The following is an 18,868-nucleotide window of genomic DNA, read 5'->3' on the forward strand; positions in this document are numbered from 1 at the left end:
GCCGCCCCGGCCACCCGGCGCGGGGCGCGCCCCGCTCACGTCGCGTCGTACTCCTCCGCGAGGTTCTTCTCCTCGGCCCCGCTGCCGTCGGCCGCCTTCTCCGGCTCGGCCGGTTCCCGCTCGGGCAGCTCCGCGGCCAGCGCCGCCGCGGCCTGCACCAGCGGCAGCGCGAGCAGCGCCCCCGCGCCCTCCCCGACCTTCACCCCATGGTCGAGCAGCGGCTCGATGGCCATCCGGTCCAGCGCCTTGGCCTGCGCCGGCTCCCCACTGCTCTGCCCCGCGAGCCACCAGTCCGGCGCCCGGAAGGCCACCCGCTGGGCGACCAGCGCGCACGCCGCGGACACCACCCCGTCCAGGATCACCGGCATCTTCCGCACCGCGCTCTGCAGCAGGAACCCGGTCATGGCCGCGAGGTCGGCCCCGCCCACCGTCGCCAGCAGCCGCAACTGCTCCCCGAGCACCGGCCGGGCCCGCCGCAGGGCGTCCCGCACGGCCGCGCACTTGCGCATCCACGCCAGGTCGTCGATCGCCCGGCCGCCCCGCCCGGTCACCACCGACGCGTCGGTCCCGCACAGCGCGGCGACGAGGACGGCCGCGGCCGTGGTCCCACCGACGCTGATGTCCCCGAGCACGACCAGATCCGTCCCGGAGTCGGCCTCCTCGTCCGCGACGGCGACCCCCGCCCGGAACGCGGCCTCCGCCTCCTCCAGGGTCAGCGCGTCCTCGACGTCGATACGCCCGGAGCCGCGCCGCACCCGGTGCCGTACGACCTCCTCGGGCAGCGACCCGGGGTCGCAGTCCAGCGCCAGGTCGACCACCCGGACCGGTACGTCGAGCCGCCGGGCCAGCACCGCCACCGGGCTGCTTCCGTCGAGCACGCCCCGCACCAGCTGGTCCGCCGTGCCCGCGGTCCGTGCCGAGACGCCCAGTTCGGCGATCCCGTGGTCACCCGCGAACAGCACCACTCGGGCCCGGCCGATCGGCCGCACCGGCACGGCGGACTGCGCCGCCGCCAGCCACTCACCGAGGTCGTCCAGCCGGCCCAGCGCCCCGGGCGGCACGATCTGCCTCTCCCGCCGCGCCTCGGCGTCGCGGCGCACCCCGCCGTCGGGGCGCTCGATCAGATCGGTGAAGTCGTCGAGATTAAGCGAGCTCATTCGCCGAACAGTACCGGCAGCGATCGAACACGACCGCGCCACACCGCAACCAGCGGCGGACAGACCCGCACCGGCCCGCCCACGGGTCGTTCGCCCCGCCACCGGCACGTCATTGCGCCCCGGACCGCGATCACCTACGTACCGTTTTGAGGTGAATGTTCAGATATTCGCGTTCTTGTCGCCGCCCTCAGGAGCCGCCATGCCCCCCGCCCCACGGCCCGATCCCGCCCCACGGCCGGCCCCCGCCCAACTCGCCCCGGGCGCCGACCCCTTCCAGGAGCCGCGCCGGGACGACTGCCCCTGGTGCGGCTCCCGGCGGCTGCGGACGCGGGTGCGGGCGCCGGAGGGGCCGCGGCGCACACCGGGCACGTTCGTGATGGACGAGTGCCGGGACTGCGCGCACGCCTTCCAGAACCCCCCGCCCACCGCCGACGGACTGCTCCTGCGCCACCACCGGCACCCCACCGAGGGCCACATCCGCTCCAACCTCGCCGGGCGGCTGCGCCGCCGGCACCACCGCACCGCAGCCCGCGCGATGCTGCCGTACCCCGAGCCGGAGAGCTGGCTCGACGTCGGTACCGGGCACGGCTACTTCCCGGAGGCCGCGCGCGAGGTGCACCCGTACACCGCGTTCGACGGCGTCGACCCCACCGCACGCGTCGAACGGGCACGGGCGGCCGGACGGATCGAGGAGGCGTACCAGGGCCTCCTCACCGACCCGGACATCACCGCCCGGCTGCGCGGCCGCTACGACGTGGTCAGCATGTTCCACCACCTGGAGCACACCGCGGACCCCCGCGCCGAACTCCGCGCCGCCCGCGCCGTCCTGCGCCCCGACGGCCACCTCCTGGTCGAGATCCCGGACCCGGCCCGCCCCTTCGGCACCCTGAACGTCGCCCGCCGGTGGCCGGGCACGGCGTACGACCGGCCCCGCCCGCTCCACCTCATGCCCCTGCGCAACCTCCTCGCCGAACTGCGGTCGCTGGGCTACGAAGTGGTCGCCACACGCTTCTGCGCCCCCTTCCCGCCCCGCGCGCACCGGATCATCGCGCGCCGCACGGCGCTTCCGTCCGCCCGCGTGGCCCCGCCGCCCGACCCCTCAGCCCCGTAGCGGCAGCGCCTGACCCGCCACGACCAGCAGCACGTGCTCGCACTCCGCCGCGAACGCCGCGTTCAGCCGCCCGAGTTCGTCCCGGTAGCGGCGCCCGGAGGCGGTGGCCGGCACGATCCCCGACCCCACCTCGTTGGAGACGGCGACGACGGTCCGGCGGGTCTGCCGTACGGCCTCCGCCAGCTCGGCCACACGCGCCCGGAGCGCGCGCTCCCCGCCGCCCGCCCACTCCGCGTCGTCCCACGCCCCCACCTCGTCCATGGCGTCCGTCAGCCACAGCGACAGACAGTCGATGAGCAGCGGCGGCCCGTCCTCCTCCTTGAGCAGGGGGACGAGGTCGCAGGTCTCGACCGTGCGCCAGGAACCGGGCCGCCGCTCACGGTGCGCGGCGACCCGCGCCGCCCACTCGCCGTCCCCGTTGCGGGTGCCGCCGGTCGCCACGTACAGCACGTCCGGGAACGACTCCAGCCGCCGCTCCGCCTCCACCGACTTCCCGGACCGCGCCCCGCCCAGCACCAGCGTTCGGCGCGGCACGTCGGGCACGTCCTCGTAGGCGCCCACCGACAGCGTCGTCCCGTCCGGTACGGCGCGCGCGCCCGCCGCCGCGAGCCGGCGCGGAAGCTCGGCGCCCGGTGGCACGTCGTGGTCCAGGTGCACGGCGACGACATCGGTCGTCGGCCCCACGGCACCGGCCGCCCGAAGCCGCGCCAGCGCGTCCGGCCGCCCCAGGACGTCGGCGAGCACCATGTCGTACGGTTCCGCGTACCGCTCCTCCAGCCCGGCGGGCGCGCTCCCCGGCGGCAGGTACAGCAGCCGCTGCCCGCCCGGCCCGGTCACCGCGTACCCCGTGCCCGGCGAGTCCAGCGCCTGGGCCCGCACCCGGTGGCCGGTCAGCAGCGCCAGCTCCCGCCCGTCCGGCACGCGCCCCGGCTGCGGCAGCCCCGCCGGCACCTCCACGGGGGGCCCGGCGTGCGGATGCGACAGCAGGACCTGCCGTACGCCGGTGAGTGAGCGCCCGGCGCGCGCGGCCGCGAGGGCGGCGCCGGGGGTGAGGTCGAGCAGCAGTGTGCCGTCCACGAGCAGCGCGGTCGCCCCGCGCGCGGCTTCGCCGAGCGCGGTCGCGCACGTCGCGCACGGGCAGTCGGGGCGGGGGAGCCCCGCGGGGGCGCCGGTGCCGAGCAGTGTCAGTTCCACACCCCCGATTTTCCCGCGTCCCGAGGAACCCCCGCAGGTCTTGTGCGTCCGACTAGGCTCAGGGTGAACCGGATCTTGCTCGGCGCCGGTGAGCGGTGCCGGGCCGGTACTTACGGAGGCTCACATGGCGGCATGGACGTGGCGGTTCGAGAAGGCCGACGGGACGGAGGTCCAGCCCGCGGTCCAGCCCGAGGAGTTCACGACCCAGGGGGACGCCGAGTCATGGATCGGCGAGCAGTGGAAGGCCCTCCTCGACGGCGGCGCCGACCAGGTCCGCCTCTTCGAGGACACGACTGAGATCTACGGCCCGATGAGCCTGCACGCGCAGGAGGCATAACGGCCGAGGACAACCCCCGCGCCCCGCCAGGGGCGCGGGGAACCGCGCGACCAACCACATCGAGCCCGCACCCGCCGAAGAAGCGACGCTCCCGAGCCGCGACGCGCCCGAAGGGGGTCGAAGGGGCACAGCCCCTTCAGGACGGGACGGGAAGGGGCGGCGGGGGCGACAACCTAACCCCGCACCCCGCACAGGTGCAGCAGCGCCGCCACCTGCCGGTAAGGATCCGTCCGCCCGGCCCGCTCCTCCGCCGCCAGCAACGCCTCCAGAGCCTCCCGGCTCTCCGGCACCAGCGCGTCGTCGGCCGCCAGGTCCGTGAACACGCGCACCCCGTACCAGGCGTGCAGCGGCGCCCCGATCCCGCCGAGCGTGTCCGTCAGCGCGTCCCGCCGGTCCGCCCGCACATCGAGCCCCAGCCGGTTGCGGTACGCGGTCGTGTCGAACGCCGCGAGCGCCCCCGCCCAGTCGCCGGCCAGCCCCGCCCGCATCGCGAGCGCGTCGCCGTTGCGCACGAGCAGCGACAGCAGCCCGCCGGGCGCCAGCATCCGCGCCAGCCCCGCCAGCAGGGCGTCCGGCTCCTCGACGTACATCAGTACGCCATGGCAGAGCACCACGTCGAAGCCGCCGGGCAGGAAGTGCACACCGGTGTCCCGGCCGTCCCCCTCGACGATGCGCATCCGGCCGCGGATGCCCTCGGGCTCCGCCGCCAGCGCCTCGCGCGCCACGGCGATCAGCCGCGGCTCCCGCTCGATGCCGGTCACCTCGTGCCCGGCCCGCGCCAGCCGCAGCGCCTGCGTGCCCTGCCCCATCCCGACGTCGAGCACCCGCAGCCGCTGCCCCACGGGGAAGCGGGCGGCTATCTGCTCGTCGACCTGGCGGGCCACCAGCTCCTGGCGTACGACCTCACGCAGCGTCCCCAGCCGGTTGAGCCAGGCCTCGGCGGCGTCCCCGGAGAAAGCCGTCGTGCTCAGGGCCGCTCTCCGCGCTTGACCTGCGGCTTCGGCAGCCTCAGACGACGCATCTGAAGGGTGCGCATCAGCGCGTAGGCGACGACGCCCTTCTTGTTCTCGTCCGGGTAGCGGGCGTTCAGCTGCTTCTTCAGCCGGATGCCGAGGCCGATCGAGTCGACCACGATCAGGATGATCACGAACAGCCACAGCAGCAGCGCGATGTTCTGCAGGGCCGGCACCCGCACCATGCTGAGCACGAGGATGATCACGGCCAGCGGCAGGAAGAACTCGGCGATGTGGAAACGCGAGTCCACGTAGTCACGGGCGAACCGGCGGACCGGACCCTTGTCCCGGGCGGGCAGATAGCGCTCGTCGCCGGTGGCCAGCGCCTGGCGCTGCTTCTCCAGCGCGGCGCGCCGCTCGTCACGGGAACGCTTGGCCGCCTCCTTGCGCGACGTCGGCGTGTTGGCGACGCTGCGGCGCTGGGACTGGGCCTCACTCCGCTTGGGAGTGGGCCGCCCCTTGGGGGCCTGCGGGTCACGGGTCTGCTTGGAGTCGGTCACCGACGCCTTCTCGGCGACCGCTTCCTTCTCGCTCTTGGCGCGGCTACGAAACACAAAACCCAAGGGTACGGGGTGCCGGGGCATGGACCCCAGCCCCGTGGGGAACGATCCGGCAACACCCTGCGTCTGTGCTGGGGACAGAACGGGACCGAAGGTGGACCGGGGAACCGGATGAGACGGAAACGGGGGAGTGCGGTGAAGATCCGTCCGTAGGGGAGCGGAGGCGTTCCGGGGGTCCGCTCGTACACAACCCCGAGGGGCACCTACTCCCTAGGCCGGATCGGCGCCGTCCACAGTCGTCCTTGGGGAGGAGCGCATCCGTCCCCGAACAGTGCGGTAATGGATGCAGGGCCCGTACTGTGGGTTCTGTCGAGCAATCGGTGAGCTGGAGTCCGTCAGAAGGGGGCGCGCGAAGCCCATGAGCGGTGTCATGAAGCGTATGGGGATGATCTTCCGCGCGAAGGCGAACAAGGCCCTTGACCGGGCCGAGGACCCGCGCGAGACCCTCGACTACTCGTATCAGAAGCAGTTGGAGCTGCTGCAGAAGGTGCGGCGCGGTGTGGCCGACGTCGCCACCTCCCGCAAGCGCCTGGAGCTCCAGCTCAACCAGCTCCAGTCCCAGTCCTCGAAGCTGGAGGACCAGGGCCGCAAGGCGCTCGCGCTGGGCCGTGAGGACCTGGCCCGCGAGGCGCTCTCCCGGCGTGCCGCGCTCCAGCAGCAGGTGACGGACCTGGAGACCCAGCACTCCACCCTCCAGGGCGAGGAGGAGAAGCTCACCCTCGCCGCGCAGCGGCTCCAGGCCAAGGTCGACGCCTTCCGTACGAAGAAGGAGACGATCAAGGCCACCTACACCGCGGCCCAGGCCCAGACCCGGATCGGGGAGGCGTTCTCCGGCATCTCCGAGGAGATGGGCGACGTCGGTCTCGCCATCCAGCGCGCCGAGGACAAGACGGCCCAGCTCCAGGCCCGCGCCGGCGCCATCGACGAACTGCTCGCCTCCGGTGCCCTCGACGACCCGTCCGGTATGCACAAGGACGACATCCAGGCCGAGCTGGACCGCCTCTCCGGCGGTACGGACGTCGAGCTGGAACTCCAGCGCATGAAGGCCGAGCTGGCGGGAGGCACGTCCGGGCAGCAGGCCATCGAGGGCGGCCAGGGCTCCGCCCAGCAGCAGTCCCAGCGCCAGGACACCCCGCGCTTCGACAAGCAGTAGTCATCCCGTGTGAGTCCCGTGCCTGAGGAGGGCGACATGATCGTACGGATCATGGGGGAGGGGCAGGTGGAGCTGGCCGACAGTCACTTCGCCGAGCTGAACAAGCTGGACGACGAGCTCCTGGCCGAGATGGAGAGCGGCGACGGCCCCGGCTTCCGCCGCACCCTCCACGCCCTTCTGTCCAAGGTCAGGGAACTGGGCACCCCCCTCCCCGACACCTCCCTGGAACCCTCCGAGCTGATCCTCCCGTCCCCGGAAGCGACCCTGGAGGAAGTCAGGGAGATGCTGAGCGACGACGGCCTGATCCCGGGCTAGTGACTGGGGGAAGGAGGCGCAGCCGCCTTCCCGGGTCACGGGGGAAGGGGCGCACTCCCCTTCCCAGGGGCGCGGGGAACTGCGCGACAAGCCCCCACGAACCCGCACCCGCCGACGAACCGCCGCCCTCCCGAGCCGGAAGGCGCCCCGGCGGGGAGCGCCCCCACGGCTACCGCACCCCGCAGAGGCCCCGTACCGTAAACCCCCGTGAGCACCCTCCAGCGCACCAGGACCTGGCTGACCGCGCACCCCCTCGCGCTGGACGCGGCCCTCGCTCTCGGCGTCCTCGCCTTCATGCTCGCCGGCTCCTTCGTCGACCCCCACACCGAGCACCCCGGCAAGTGGGGCACCCGCACCCCCGACGCCGTCGGCATCACCCTCATGGCGCTCGCCGCCGCGACCCTCGTCGCCCGCCGCCGCGCCCCCCTCCCCGTCCTGGCGGCGACCTCCACGCTCACCCTCGGCGAGCTCGTCACCGGCGACCCCCGTGCCCCCGTCGCGATGGCCGCCGTCATCGCCCTCTACACCGTCGCCTCCACCACCGACCGCCCCACCACCTGGCGGGTCGGCCTCCTCACCATGACCGTCCTGACCGCCACGGCCATGCTCGTGGGCCCGGCCCCCTGGTACGACCAGGAGAACATCGGCATCTTCGCCTGGACCGGCATGGCCGGCACCGCCGGTGACGCCGTCCGCAGCCGCCGGGCCTTCGTCGCGGCCATCAGGGAACGCGCCGAACGGGCCGAACGCACCCGCGAGGAGGAGGCCCGCCGCCGCGTCGCCGAGGAACGCCTGCGCATCGCCCGTGACCTGCACGACGTCGTCGCCCACCACATCGCCCTGGTCAACGTCCAGGCCGGGGTCGCCGCGCACGTCATGGACAAACGGCCCGACCAGGCCAAGGAGGCCCTCGCCCACGTCCGCGAGGCCAGCCGCTCGGCGCTGGGCGAACTCCGCGCCACGGTCGGCCTGCTCCGCCAGTCCGGCGACCCCGAGGCCCCCACCGAACCCGCCCCCGGCCTGACCCGGCTCGACGAACTCGTCGGCACCTTCCACAGCGCGGGCCTCGCCGTCGAGGTGGTCCGGGCCGACGAGGGCAGCACCCTCCCGGCCGCCGTCGACCTCGCCGCGTACCGCGTCATCCAAGAAGCCCTCACCAATGTGCAGAAGCACGCGGGGACGCGGGCGAAGGCCGAGGTCAGCGTCGTCCGCGTGGGAACCGACGTGGAGATCACGGTCCTCGACAACGGCGCCGGGAACACCGGCACCCCGGACGCCGGCGGCGCGGGCGGCGGCCACGGCCTGCTCGGCATGCGCGAACGCGTCACCGCCCTCGGCGGCACCCTCACCACCGGCCCCCGCTACGGCGGCGGCTTCCGCGTCCATGCGATCCTGCCGCTGACCAGCCGCACGGCCCGCGCGGAAGAGCCCGCGCGACCCTGACCAACCGCACCGGGGGACCCCGTATGACCATCCGCGTCCTGCTCGCCGACGACCAGGCCCTGCTGCGCAGCGCCTTCCGGGTGCTCGTCGACTCGGAGCCGGACATGCGGGTCGTGGGGGAGGCGTCGGACGGGGCGGAGGCCGTACGGCTGGCCAAGGAGACGCGGGCCGACGTCGTGCTGATGGACATCCGGATGCCCGGCACCGACGGTCTCGCCGCCACCCGCATGATCAGCGCCGACCCCGAGCTGGACCAGGTCCGGGTCGTCATCCTCACCACCTTCGAGGTCGACGACTACGTCGTGCAGTCCCTGCGCGCCGGCGCCTCCGGCTTCCTCGGCAAGGGCGCCGAACCGGACGAACTGCTGAACGCGATCCGGGTCGCCGCCGGCGGGGACGCGCTGCTCTCGCCGTCCGCGACCAAGGGCCTGATCGCCCGGTTCCTCGCGCAGACCGGCGACCCGGCCGGGGACGACGGGACCGACACCGCCCGCTCCGAACGGCTCGGCACCCTGACCGGCCGGGAGCGCGAGGTCCTCGTGCACGTCGCCGCGGGCCTGTCCAACGACGAGATCGCCGAGCGGCTGGAAGTGAGCCCGCTGACGGTGAAGACCCACGTCAACCGGGCCATGGCCAAGCTCGGCGCCCGCGACCGGGCCCAACTGGTGGTCTTCGCCTACGAGTCGGGCCTGGTACGCCCAAGGGTGGAGTGAACTCCACCCGTACTACTGCGGCCGGAGTATGCGCGGGATAAGGAAATGGACCTCCGGAGCGACGGAACGGGATCCTCCATGGCCCAGGGTGTGGGGTGAGCGCACATCGGCGCTCCTCCTCCGCTCCTGCCACAGAAGAGAGATCAGGTCACCCATGTCCTGGCTGTCTCGGTTCAGCCTCGCGCAACGGGCCCTCGTCGGTCTGGTGTCGATCATCGCGCTCGCCTTCGGGGCGATCGCGATACCCCAGCTCAAACAGCAACTGCTGCCCACCATCGAGCTGCCGATGGTGTCCGTGCTCGCGCCGTACCAGGGCGCCTCCCCGGACGTGGTCGAGAAGCAGGTCGTCGAACCCGTCGAGGACAGCCTCGAATCCGTCGACGGCATCACGGGCGTCACGTCCACCGCCAGCGAGGGCAACGCCCTGATCATGGCGTCCTTCGACTACGGCCCCGGCACCGACCAGCTCGTCGCCGATGTCCAGCAGGCCGTCAACCGGGTCCGCGCACAGCTCCCGGACGACGTGGACCCGCAGGTGATCGCCGGCTCGACGGACGACATGCCGACCGTCGTCCTCGCCGTCACCTCCGACCAGGACCAGCAGGCCCTCGCCGACCGGATCGACCGCACGGTCGTCCCCACCCTGGAAGACATCGACGGCGTCGGCCAGGTCACCGTCGACGGCGTACGCGACCTCCAGGTCACCGTCACCCCCGACGACGCGAAGCTCGCGAAGGCGGGCCTGACCACGATGGCCCTCTCCCAGGCCCTCCAGGCCGGCGGTGTCACCATGCCCGCGGGCTCCTTCGACGAGGACGGCGGCAACCGCACCGTCCAGGTCGGCGGCGGCTACACCTCGCTCCAGCAGATCGAGGACCTCAGGGTGCGTGGCGAGGGCGGCAAGAAGCCCGTGCGCCTCGCCGACGTCGCCACCGTCAAGGAGGAGGAGGCCAAGGCCGACTCCCTGACCCGCACCAACGGCGAGCCCAGCCTCGCGGTCATGGTCACCATGGACCGCGACGGCAGCGCCGTCGCCATCTCCGAGGCCGTCGAGGGCAAGCTGGCCGACATGCGCCGGGACCTCGGTTCGGACGCCACCGTCACCGTGGTCAGCGACCAGGGCCCGGCGGTCTCCAAGTCCATCGACGGCCTGACCACCGAGGGCGCCCTCGGACTGCTCTTCGCGGTCCTCGTCATCCTGGTCTTTCTCGCGTCGATCCGCTCCACCCTCGTCACGGCCGTGTCCATCCCGCTGTCGGTGGTCCTCGCCCTGATCGTCCTGTGGACCCGCGACCTCTCCCTGAACATGCTCACCCTCGGTGCGCTCACCATCGCCATCGGCCGGGTCGTCGACGACTCGATCGTGGTCCTGGAGAACATCAAGCGCCACCTCGGCTACGGCGAGGAGCGCCAGGAGGCCATCCTCAACGCGGTCCGCGAGGTCGCCGGCGCGGTCACCTCGTCCACCCTGACGACGGTCGCCGTGTTCCTCCCGATCGGCCTCACCGGCGGCATGGTCGGCGAGCTGTTCGGCAGCTTCTCCCTGACGGTGACGGCGGCCCTGCTGGCCTCCCTCCTCGTCTCGCTGACGGTCGTCCCCGTCCTGTCGTACTGGTTCCTGCGCGCCCCGAAGGGCACGCCCGAGGACGCCGACGAGGCGCGCCGCAAAGCCGAGGAGAAGGAGGCGAAGAGCCGCCTCCAGCGCTTCTACGTGCCCGTCCTGCGCTTCGCGACCCGGCGCCGGCTCACCAGCGTGGTCATCGCGGTGGTCGTCCTCCTCGGCACGTTCGGCATGGCCCCGTTGCTGAAGACCAACTTCTTCGACCCGGGCGACCAGGAGGTCATCAGCATCAAGCAGGAGCTGAAGCCCGGCACCAGCCTCGCCGCGACGGACGAGCAGACCAAGAAGGTCGAGAAGCTGCTCGCCGGCACCGAGGGAGTCAAGGACTACCAGGTCACCGTCGGCTCCTCCGGCTTCATGGCGGCCTTCGGCGGCGGCACCGACTCCAACCAGGCCTCGTACAGCGTGATGCTGGAGGACTCGGCGACCGCCGAGGACGTCCAGGAACGCGTCGAGGACGGTCTGAAGGACCTCTCCGGTATCGGCACGACGACCATCGCGGCCGGTGACGGCTTCGGCAGCCAGGACCTGAGCGTCGTCGTGAAGGCCGCCGACCCGGACGTCCTGCGCAAGGCGTCCGAGCAGGTCAGGGACGCGGTCGCGTCGTTGGACAACGTCACCGACGTCACCAGCGACCTCTCCCAGAGCGTGCCCCGCATCTCGGTCCGGGCCACCGACAAGGCCGCCGCGGCCGGCTTCGACGACCAGACCCTCGGCGCCGCCGTCGCCCAGGCCGTCCGCGGTACGACCAGCGGCCGGGCGATCCTCGGCGACACCGAGCGGGACATCGTCATCAAGTCGGCCAAGCCCGCCGACACGCTGGAGGAGCTGAAGAACCTGCGGCTCGGCCCGGTGAAGCTCGGCGCCATCGCGGACGTCGAGCTGGTGGACGGCCCGGTCGCCATGACCCGGATCGACGGCCAGCGGGCCGCCACGATCACGGCGAAGCCGAAGGGCGACAACACCGGCGCGGTCAGCGCGGACCTCACCGCCAAGCTGAACGGACTGACGCTCCCCGCGGGCGCCACCGCCGACATCGGCGGTGTCTCCCAGGACCAGGACGAGGCGTTCGCCTCGCTGGGCCTCGCGATGCTCGCCGCGATCGCGATCGTCTTCATGCTGCTGGTGGCGACCTTCCGGTCCCTGATCCAGCCGCTGATCCTGCTGGTCTCCATCCCGTTCGCCGCCACCGGCGCCATCGGACTGCTGGTCGCCACCGGCACCCCGATGGGCGTCCCGGCGATGATCGGCATGCTGATGCTGATCGGCATCGTGGTCACCAACGCGATCGTGCTGATCGACCTCATCAACCAGTACCGGCGACAGGGCTACGGCACCGTCGAGGCGGTCATCGAGGGCGGCCGCCACCGCCTGCGCCCCATCCTCATGACGGCCCTGGCGACGATCTTCGCCCTGCTGCCCATGGCCCTGGGCATCACCGGCGAGGGCGGCTTCATCGCCCAGCCGCTCGCCGTGGTGGTGATCGGCGGTCTGATCACCTCGACGCTGCTCACCCTCCTGCTGGTCCCGACCCTCTACACGATCGTCGAGATCCGCAAGGAGCGCCGGGCGAAGAAGAAGGCCCTGAAGCGTGCGGGCGCCACGTCCGCCGCGACGGATTCCCCCTCCGAGCGGACGGAGACCGCCGGGGTGTGACCCCCGCGACCGGCCAGGCCGGGCACCGGACCGACACGGCCCGGTGCCCGGCCGCCGCGTTGTCCCGGGTTACGTATCCTGGCGCTCGACTGCTTCACGGCTTCACAGCCGGCTCATGGCCTGCACAGGTCGCACGGGGGAGGGATGCGGGCGTGCCGCTGCACAGCGACGACCCGAAATCGGTCGGCGGCTACCGGCTGGTCGACCGGCTCGGCACCGGAGGCATGGGCGTCGTCTACCGGGCGAGAACCCGGTCCGGCCGCGAGGTCGCGGTGAAGGTGGTGCACGCCCAGTACGCCGAGGACGCCGTCTTCCGCACCCGGTTCCGGCAGGAGATCGAGGCCGTGCGCCGGGTCAGCGGCGCCTTCACGGCGTCCGTAGTGGACGCCGACCCGGAGGCCGTGCGCCCCTGGATGGCCACCCAGTACGTGCCCGGGTGCTCGCTCGCCCAGCGGATCCGCGACCGGGGCCCGCTGCGGGACGGCGAACTGCGCCGCCTGGCCCTCGGCCTGGTCGAGGCGCTCCGGGAGATCCACCGGGCCGGCGTCGTGCACCGGGACCTGAAACCGGCCAACGTCCTGATGGCCGGGGACGGCCCCCGCGTCATCGACTTCGGCATCTCCCGCGCCGCCGAGAACCACACCCTGACCGAGACGGGACAGATGATCGGCACCCCGCCCTTCATGTCCCCGGAGCAGCTCACCGATGCCCGCACGGTCGGCCCCGCCTCGGACGTCTTCTCCCTCGGCAGCCTGCTGGTGTTCAGCCTCACCGGCCGGGGGCCCTTCGACGCCGACAGCCCCTATCTGACGGCGTACCGCGTGATCCACGACGAGCCCGTGCTGGAGGAGGTGGAGCGGCCGCTGCGCGCGGTCCTGGAGCGGTGCCTCGTCAAGGAGCCCGCCGGCCGCCCCGGCCTCGACGAGCTGGCGGAGGCGTTCGCGGCCGTCCTGCCCGAGGGGGACCCGGAGGAGCCGGCGACCGTGACACCGGCCGTGGACGTCCACGGGGTGACCCGTCCCGGCCGCCGGCTCCGGCGCCGGCCCGTGCTGGCGGCGGCCGGGACCGTCGGCGCGCTGGTCCTCGGGCTGACGGCGTATCTGCTGGTGCCCGGCTGGGCGGAGAGCGGTGAGGCGACGACCCCCGCGCCGTCCCCGATCTCCCGCTGGGGCTCGCCGCCCGACGGCTGGAAGCCCTGGCAGACGACGGTGTTCGAGACCGCGTCGTCCGGCGCCCGCAAGCCGCTGGCGGCGAGCGGCGGCACGCCGGGCCACGACCCCGAGTGCGTGGTCGCGGGAGACGCCGTCCACTGCGGGGGCGACGGGATCCTGCCGGTCCGGGTGGACGGCCGCACCGGCAGAACGGTGTGGCGCGCCGACACCGCCCCGGCGGGCACGGAGCGCAGCGAATACTCCTCGACCGTCCTCGGTGTCCGGGACGGCACCGTACTGGTGCGCCAGACCGTGAGTTCCGGGGCCCCGGTCCAGGACCCCTCCTATCTCCTGGCCCTCGACGCCGGGACGGGCAAGCGGCTGTGGACCCGTGAGATCACCAACTTCGATCTTCCCCTCGGGCTCGCCGGCGACCTCGTCCTAGCCCCGGAAGTCGGCGGCCGCACGGCGACGGCCCGGGCGCCGCGCACCGGTGCCGCGCGCTGGACGGTGGAGTTCCCCGCCGACCACAACTGCGACCCGACCAGGACGGCGGCCACGCGGCTGTACGCGTACTGCGTCCCGAACACGCGGGCGGCGCGGACCGCGATCGGGCACGCGCTGCTCGTGTCCGTGGACACGACCGACGGATCGGCCCGGCAGCAGGAGGTCCCGCTCGACGCCACCCTCCTCGGGGAGTACGACGAGCGGGTGGCCCTGGCACTGGAACGGGACCCCGACACCTCGATCGACAGCGGGTTCACCTCGTTCGTGCTCGTCGACCCGGACAGCGGGGCCCGTACCACCACCAAGCTGCCCGGGCTGTACACGGGAAGGCCGACGATGGCCGACCGGAAGGTGCTGTTCACCGAGTCCAGCGGCCGGGTCACCGCCGTGTCGCCGCGGACGGGCAAGCGGCTGTGGCGGGTCAGGACCAGCCTGGAGCAGCCGGGCACCCCGGTGTACGACCGGCGCACGGGCACCGTCTACCTGGTGAGCTCCAGCGGCCGGATCGCGGCCCTCGACGAGCGCAGGGGCCGCCTGCTGTGGGAGACCCTGCCCCGGACGGCGCCCGCCTACCTCGGCTCGTTCCGGCAGCGGGCCATGCTCTACGAGGGCGCGCTGGTCGTGGCGATCTCCGACGGCACCCTCTGCTCACTGGACCCGGCCCACCCCGAGCGGAAACCGAGGCCCGTCTCGGGGTGAGCGCGCGGCCCGCGCGGGCTACGGCAGCGCCAGCATCCGCTCCAGCGCCAGCTTCGCGAACGCCTCGGTCTCCTTGTCGACCTCGATCCGGTTGACGAGGTTGCCCTCGGCCAGCGACTCCAGCGTCCACACCAGGTGGGGCAGGTCGATGCGGTTCATCGTCGAGCAGAAGCAGACCGTCCTGTCGAGGAAGACGACCTCCTTGCCCTCCGGCGCGAAACGGTTCGCCAGCCGCCGGACGAGGTTCAGCTCGGTGCCGATGGCCCACTTGGATCCGGCGGGGGCCGCCTCCAGCGCCTTGATGATGTACTCGGTCGACCCGACGTAGTCCGCCGCCGCCACGACCTCGTGCTTGCACTCGGGGTGGACGAGGACGTTGACGCCGGGGATGCGGGCCCGTACGTCGTTCACGGAGTCCAGGCTGAAGCGGCCGTGCACCGAGCAGTGGCCCCGCCACAGGATCATCTTCGCGGCCCGCAGCTGCTCGGCCGTGAGGCCGCCGCCCGGCTTGTGCGGGTTGTAGACGACACAGTCCTCCAGCGACATGCCCATGTCCCGCACCGCCGTGTTGCGGCCCAGGTGCTGGTCGGGCAGGAACAGGACCTTCTCACCCTGCTCGAAGGCCCAGTCCAGGGCCCGCTTCGCGTTCGACGAGGTGCAGATGAGGCCGCCGTGCTTGCCCGTGAACGCCTTGATGTCGGCGGAGGAGTTCATGTACGACACCGGCACGACCTGCTCGGCTATCCCCGCCTCGGTCAGCACGTCCCAGCACTCCGCGACCTGCTCGGCGGTGGCCATGTCGGCCATCGAGCACCCGGCGGCGAGGTCGGGCAGGACCACCTTCTGGTCGTCGGAGGTCAGGATGTCCGCCGACTCGGCCATGAAGTGGACACCGCAGAACACGATGTACTCGGCCTCGGGCCGCGCCGCCGCGTCCCGGGCCAGCTTGAAGGAGTCGCCCGTGACGTCCGCGAACTGGATGACCTCGTCGCGCTGGTAGTGGTGGCCGAGCACGAAGACCTTGTCGCCGAGCTTCGCCTTGGCCGCCCGGGCACGCTCCACCAGGTCGGGGTCGGACGGGGAGGGGAGGTCGCCGGGGCAGTCGACTCCGCGCTCGCTCCTCGGGTCGGCCTCGCGGCCGAGCAGCAGCAGGGCGAGGGGCGTCGGCTGTACGTCGAGCTCCGGGGTCTGGGCGGTGGTCACGACACGCACCCTTTCTGTTCTGCGGCTCGCCGGCCCGAGCGGAGCCGGCGGGATGACGGGCTAGCCTTTTCGTCGAAATGACGCTATCTATCATAACCGCTTCACGTCACTTTGACGATGGCCATAGCGTCGATGTGACATGAATCCCGGCGGCCGGACCGGACGGCCCCGCGGCGGCCGGTGCCCACCGTGCGGGCCATGTGCGAGCATGAAGAAAGACGCGGTGGAAATCCGCTCGCCCCGGAATGAATCCGGGACCCCGGCGGTTGCACTCGTCGGCAAGCAGTCTCCGTACAACCCGGGAGAGATGTAGATGTCCGTATCGGACGAGACCACCACCGTCACCGACGGCATCATCCTGACCGACGCCGCCGCGGCCAAGGTCAAGGCCCTGCTCGACCAGGAAGGCCGTGACGACCTGTCGCTGCGCGTCGCCGTCCAGCCCGGCGGCTGCTCCGGCCTGCGCTACCAGCTCTTCTTCGACGAGCGTTCGCTCGACGGCGACGTGGTCAAGGACTTCGACGGCGTGAAGGTCACCACCGACCGTATGAGCGCCCCTTACCTGGGCGGCGCCACCATCGACTTCGTCGACACCATCGAGAAGCAGGGCTTCACCATCGACAACCCGAACGCGACCGGCTCCTGCGCCTGCGGCGACTCCTTCAGCTGAGCCGCCCGCGCGCCGTACGGCGTGACAGGACGAGCACGACGAAGGCGGCGTCCCCGGTGACGGGGACGCCGCCTTCGTGTGTCCGCTCGCGGCTCGGCCGGGCCTGTCCTACCGCGGCTCCAGCTCCTCGATCCCGCCCTCGGGGATCTCCTTGCCGTCCGGCCCGACCACCTCGCGGCCGCCCAGCGGCTCGTCCAGCCGTATCGTCCGCTCCATCGCCTTGGCGATCATGACGCAGACCTTGCCGGTATGGGGCGTGTCGGTCACCGTGACCCTCACCTCGCCCGACTCCTCGGTCGCGGTGGCCGCGTAGTCACTGCACACCCCGCCCCAGAAGCTGACGGTCAGCTCCCTGCCGTCGACCGTGTAGCCCTGCACCTGGACGTTCCGCGACCCCGGGTCGGCCGGCGGCCGGTCACCCGGCACGTTCGGGTCCTCGGGCCCCTCGGACGGCTCCTCCTCCGGCTCCGGCGCGACCAGGTACTTCGGGTCGACCGCCGGGTGCGTCACCGTGAAGCTGTCCGCGGCCTTCCGCGGCCGCACCTCGAACAGCCAGGACGGCACCAGCGCCGGCCGGCCGTCGACCTGGTGGGAGGCCAGCCCGAACACCGCGTCCTCGACCGGCACCGGCGCGGGCCTCCGCGGCGTCGACGGCGACGGCGCGACGTCCTCACGGGCGGGACCGACGCCCTGTCCCGAGTCGTTCAGCAGCTCCAGTGCCCGCTCCGCGCCGACCACCGGGTACGTGTCGCCCTTCACGGGCGCCTTGACGTTGCCGCTGCCGCCGACCACCGTGCCGTCGGCGCCCACCTGGAGGCTGGTCGCCCAGCCGTACGTGGGCAGCCCGCCGACCTCGGGATCGGCGTTCACCACGCGGACGGCGCCGAGGAGCTGGGAGACGTCGAGCTTGGCGTCGTCCTGGCCGACGGCCTTGAGGACCGGCACCGCCGCCTTCCGCGCCGCCGCCTCGCTCACCGGGTCGGCGCCGTCGGCCGGGGGCTGGGCGGCACAGACGTCGACCTTCCGGCAGTTGTCGGTGCCCGGCGTGAACCTGCTGAACGTCCACGCTCCCGGCGCCTGCCTGCCGACGTGCAGAATCGGGCCGGATCCGTCGCCCGTGGTGCCGACCCGCCAGCTCTCGCCCTCGGTCCTCGGCTCGCCCTCGACGCCCAGCGCCTTCGCGAGCCGCGCCACCTCGGCCGCCGTCACCCGGCCCCCGACCGTGTACACGGGGGCCGACTTCGGGCCGTCGGGCAGCTTGCCGTCCGCCCGGTACGTCACCCCGTGGGGGTCAGGCTCACCGGGGGCGATGCCGGGCGAACCGCCGCCGCCGTAGCCGTCGAGCGCCAGCGGAGGGGGAGTGCCGTCGGCCCCGGCCGAGCGCCCGGCGCCGTCGCCGGACCCACCGGACGTGGTCGCCGCGAGAAACGCCCCGCCACCGCCGACCAGCAGCACCGCCGCGGCCACGGAGGCCACGACCACACGCGACCGCCGCCCGGCCCGGTCCGTGCGCTCGGCCTCGGCGACCTCGGCCTGCCCACTCCCGACGGCCTCGGTCTCGTCGACTTCGGCGTTGGCGGTCTCGGCCTCGGTGGCCCGAGGCTCCTCGCCGCCGGCGCCCGCGTCGGCCGTGCCGGCCTCCGTGGCCTCTTCGGCCCGGTCCCCGGCAGCCCTGAGCTCCTCGGTGGCGTCGGGCGGGGTGCCCTCGTCCGGGTTCTCGGGGTGGTCGGGTCGCTCGGCGTTCACCGCATCGCTCCTTCGGCTGGTCGTACACCGCCTCCCCCATACGGGGGACAGCGATGGGACGCGGCGGAGGAGCCGATGGTTCCCTCTCGGCGGCGCGGGCGCGCGGCGGACCCCTCAGAGCTCCGAACAAAAGGGGAGCCCGGCTCGCGACGCCTGGCACGCACGCTCGCCGCGTTGCCGAAAGCTCCTAGTAGCTCCGCTACGAGGAGCTTCCGGCGCCTTGCGATCGCACGCACCAGACGCCGCGAGCTGATCGGACTCCCCTTTTGTTCGGAGCTCTCAGTCGCCGTAGTCGGACATCGCGTCCACCAGCCGCGCCGAGGTCGCGGGGACCGTCACCCCGTGGATGAGCGAAGGGGGCACCGGAGCCGTACTGACCTTCGCCGGGGCCGCCCAGTGCGGAGCCATCCGGGCGCAGTCGCCGCGGAGCGCCGCGAGGCCGCCGTCCGGGTCGAACGGGGCGGTGCCGTGGATCTTGGGGTTCGTCATATCGGCACCGTACGCATCGGGAACCCCACGAAGAAAGACCTACTATCGGGTAGTTTTGCCTGCTTCTGAGACCCCGGACGACCCGGTAGCGTGAACTGTCAATCGCCTCTCCCTCCGCAGGAGCGTGTCC

Annotated in this window: 16 protein-coding genes; 9 read left to right on the forward strand and 7 right to left on the reverse strand. The window is 72.9% G+C overall.

Going from position 1 to position 18,868, the window contains the following annotated elements; translation table 11 throughout:
• Positions 1-35 precede the first annotated feature (35 nt).
• On the reverse strand, positions 36-1,157 hold the full coding sequence (gene cobT / locus ACZ4Z2_RS13485) for a nicotinate-nucleotide--dimethylbenzimidazole phosphoribosyltransferase (protein WP_468075396.1): 1,122 nt from the start codon (positions 1,155-1,157) through the stop codon (positions 36-38).
• Positions 1,158-1,356: 199 nt separating this feature from the next.
• Between cobT and ACZ4Z2_RS13490 the strand changes: the two genes are divergently transcribed.
• Positions 1,357-2,268 carry a class I SAM-dependent methyltransferase gene (locus ACZ4Z2_RS13490; protein WP_468075398.1) on the forward strand — a complete coding sequence of 304 codons (912 nt, stop codon included), beginning with the start codon at positions 1,357-1,359 and terminating at the stop codon, positions 2,266-2,268.
• Here the strand turns inward: ACZ4Z2_RS13490 and ACZ4Z2_RS13495 are convergent.
• Positions 2,257-3,462, reverse strand: coding sequence for a bifunctional adenosylcobinamide kinase/adenosylcobinamide-phosphate guanylyltransferase (locus ACZ4Z2_RS13495; RefSeq protein WP_468075400.1), 1,206 nt, complete (start codon positions 3,460-3,462; stop codon positions 2,257-2,259). The genes ACZ4Z2_RS13490 and ACZ4Z2_RS13495 overlap by 12 nt on opposite strands.
• A 124-nt stretch (positions 3,463-3,586) precedes the next feature.
• Between ACZ4Z2_RS13495 and ACZ4Z2_RS13500 the strand changes: the two genes are divergently transcribed.
• On the forward strand, positions 3,587-3,799 hold the full coding sequence (locus tag ACZ4Z2_RS13500) for a hypothetical protein (RefSeq protein WP_468075402.1): 213 nt from the start codon (positions 3,587-3,589) through the stop codon (positions 3,797-3,799).
• A 173-nt stretch (positions 3,800-3,972) separates the two neighbouring features.
• Here ACZ4Z2_RS13500 and ACZ4Z2_RS13505 read toward each other — a convergent pair whose 3' ends face one another.
• On the reverse strand, positions 3,973-4,683 hold the full coding sequence (locus ACZ4Z2_RS13505) for a class I SAM-dependent methyltransferase (protein WP_468075403.1): 711 nt from the start codon (positions 4,681-4,683) through the stop codon (positions 3,973-3,975).
• A gap of 83 nt (positions 4,684-4,766) precedes the next feature.
• The gene (locus ACZ4Z2_RS13510; RefSeq protein WP_468075405.1) at positions 4,767-5,396 is read right to left on the reverse strand and encodes a DUF3043 domain-containing protein; all 630 of its coding nucleotides are present in this window, start codon (positions 5,394-5,396) and stop codon (positions 4,767-4,769) included.
• A gap of 334 nt (positions 5,397-5,730) precedes the next feature.
• Here ACZ4Z2_RS13510 and ACZ4Z2_RS13515 point away from each other — a divergent pair, with 334 nt between their 5' ends.
• The 6 genes from ACZ4Z2_RS13515 (at position 5,731) to ACZ4Z2_RS13540 (ending at position 14,630) form a co-directional block, all read left to right on the forward strand.
• Positions 5,731-6,525: a PspA/IM30 family protein gene (locus ACZ4Z2_RS13515; RefSeq protein ID WP_079049790.1), complete on the forward strand. Its 795-nt coding sequence runs from the start codon at positions 5,731-5,733 to the stop codon at positions 6,523-6,525.
• Positions 6,526-6,561: 36 nt separating this feature from the next.
• Positions 6,562-6,840 carry a PspA-associated protein PspAA gene (gene pspAA / locus ACZ4Z2_RS13520; RefSeq protein ID WP_468075407.1) on the forward strand — a complete coding sequence of 93 codons (279 nt, stop codon included), beginning with the start codon at positions 6,562-6,564 and terminating at the stop codon, positions 6,838-6,840.
• Between the two features lie 207 nt (positions 6,841-7,047).
• Positions 7,048-8,283 carry a sensor histidine kinase gene (locus ACZ4Z2_RS13525; RefSeq protein ID WP_468075409.1) on the forward strand — a complete coding sequence of 412 codons (1,236 nt, stop codon included), beginning with the start codon at positions 7,048-7,050 and terminating at the stop codon, positions 8,281-8,283.
• A 23-nt stretch (positions 8,284-8,306) separates the two neighbouring features.
• The gene (locus ACZ4Z2_RS13530; RefSeq protein WP_468075411.1) at positions 8,307-8,996 is read left to right on the forward strand and encodes a response regulator; all 690 of its coding nucleotides are present in this window, start codon (positions 8,307-8,309) and stop codon (positions 8,994-8,996) included.
• Positions 8,997-9,150: 154 nt separating this feature from the next.
• On the forward strand, positions 9,151-12,273 hold the full coding sequence (locus tag ACZ4Z2_RS13535) for an efflux RND transporter permease subunit (RefSeq protein ID WP_468075413.1): 3,123 nt from the start codon (positions 9,151-9,153) through the stop codon (positions 12,271-12,273).
• A 152-nt stretch (positions 12,274-12,425) separates the two neighbouring features.
• Positions 12,426-14,630, forward strand: coding sequence for a protein kinase domain-containing protein (locus ACZ4Z2_RS13540; protein ID WP_468075415.1), 2,205 nt, complete (start codon positions 12,426-12,428; stop codon positions 14,628-14,630).
• 18 nt (positions 14,631-14,648) lie between these two features.
• Here ACZ4Z2_RS13540 and nadA read toward each other — a convergent pair whose 3' ends face one another.
• Entirely contained in the window at positions 14,649-15,833 is a 1,185-nt protein-coding gene (gene nadA / locus ACZ4Z2_RS13545; RefSeq protein ID WP_468075417.1) for a quinolinate synthase NadA, read from the reverse strand.
• A gap of 313 nt (positions 15,834-16,146) precedes the next feature.
• Here nadA and ACZ4Z2_RS13550 point away from each other — a divergent pair, with 313 nt between their 5' ends.
• The gene (locus ACZ4Z2_RS13550) at positions 16,147-16,503 is read left to right on the forward strand and encodes a HesB/IscA family protein (RefSeq protein ID WP_055512670.1); all 357 of its coding nucleotides are present in this window, start codon (positions 16,147-16,149) and stop codon (positions 16,501-16,503) included.
• 108 nt (positions 16,504-16,611) lie between these two features.
• Here the strand turns inward: ACZ4Z2_RS13550 and ACZ4Z2_RS13555 are convergent, their stop codons facing one another.
• Positions 16,612-18,249, reverse strand: a complete 1,638-nt coding sequence (locus ACZ4Z2_RS13555) for a hypothetical protein (protein WP_468075419.1) — start codon at positions 18,247-18,249, stop codon at positions 16,612-16,614.
• Between the two features lie 279 nt (positions 18,250-18,528).
• Positions 18,529-18,738, reverse strand: a complete 210-nt coding sequence (locus ACZ4Z2_RS13560; RefSeq protein WP_468075421.1) for a hypothetical protein — start codon at positions 18,736-18,738, stop codon at positions 18,529-18,531.
• Positions 18,739-18,868: the final 130 nt, after the last annotated feature.

The organism is Streptomyces sp. NPDC030183 (genome assembly GCF_055573455.1).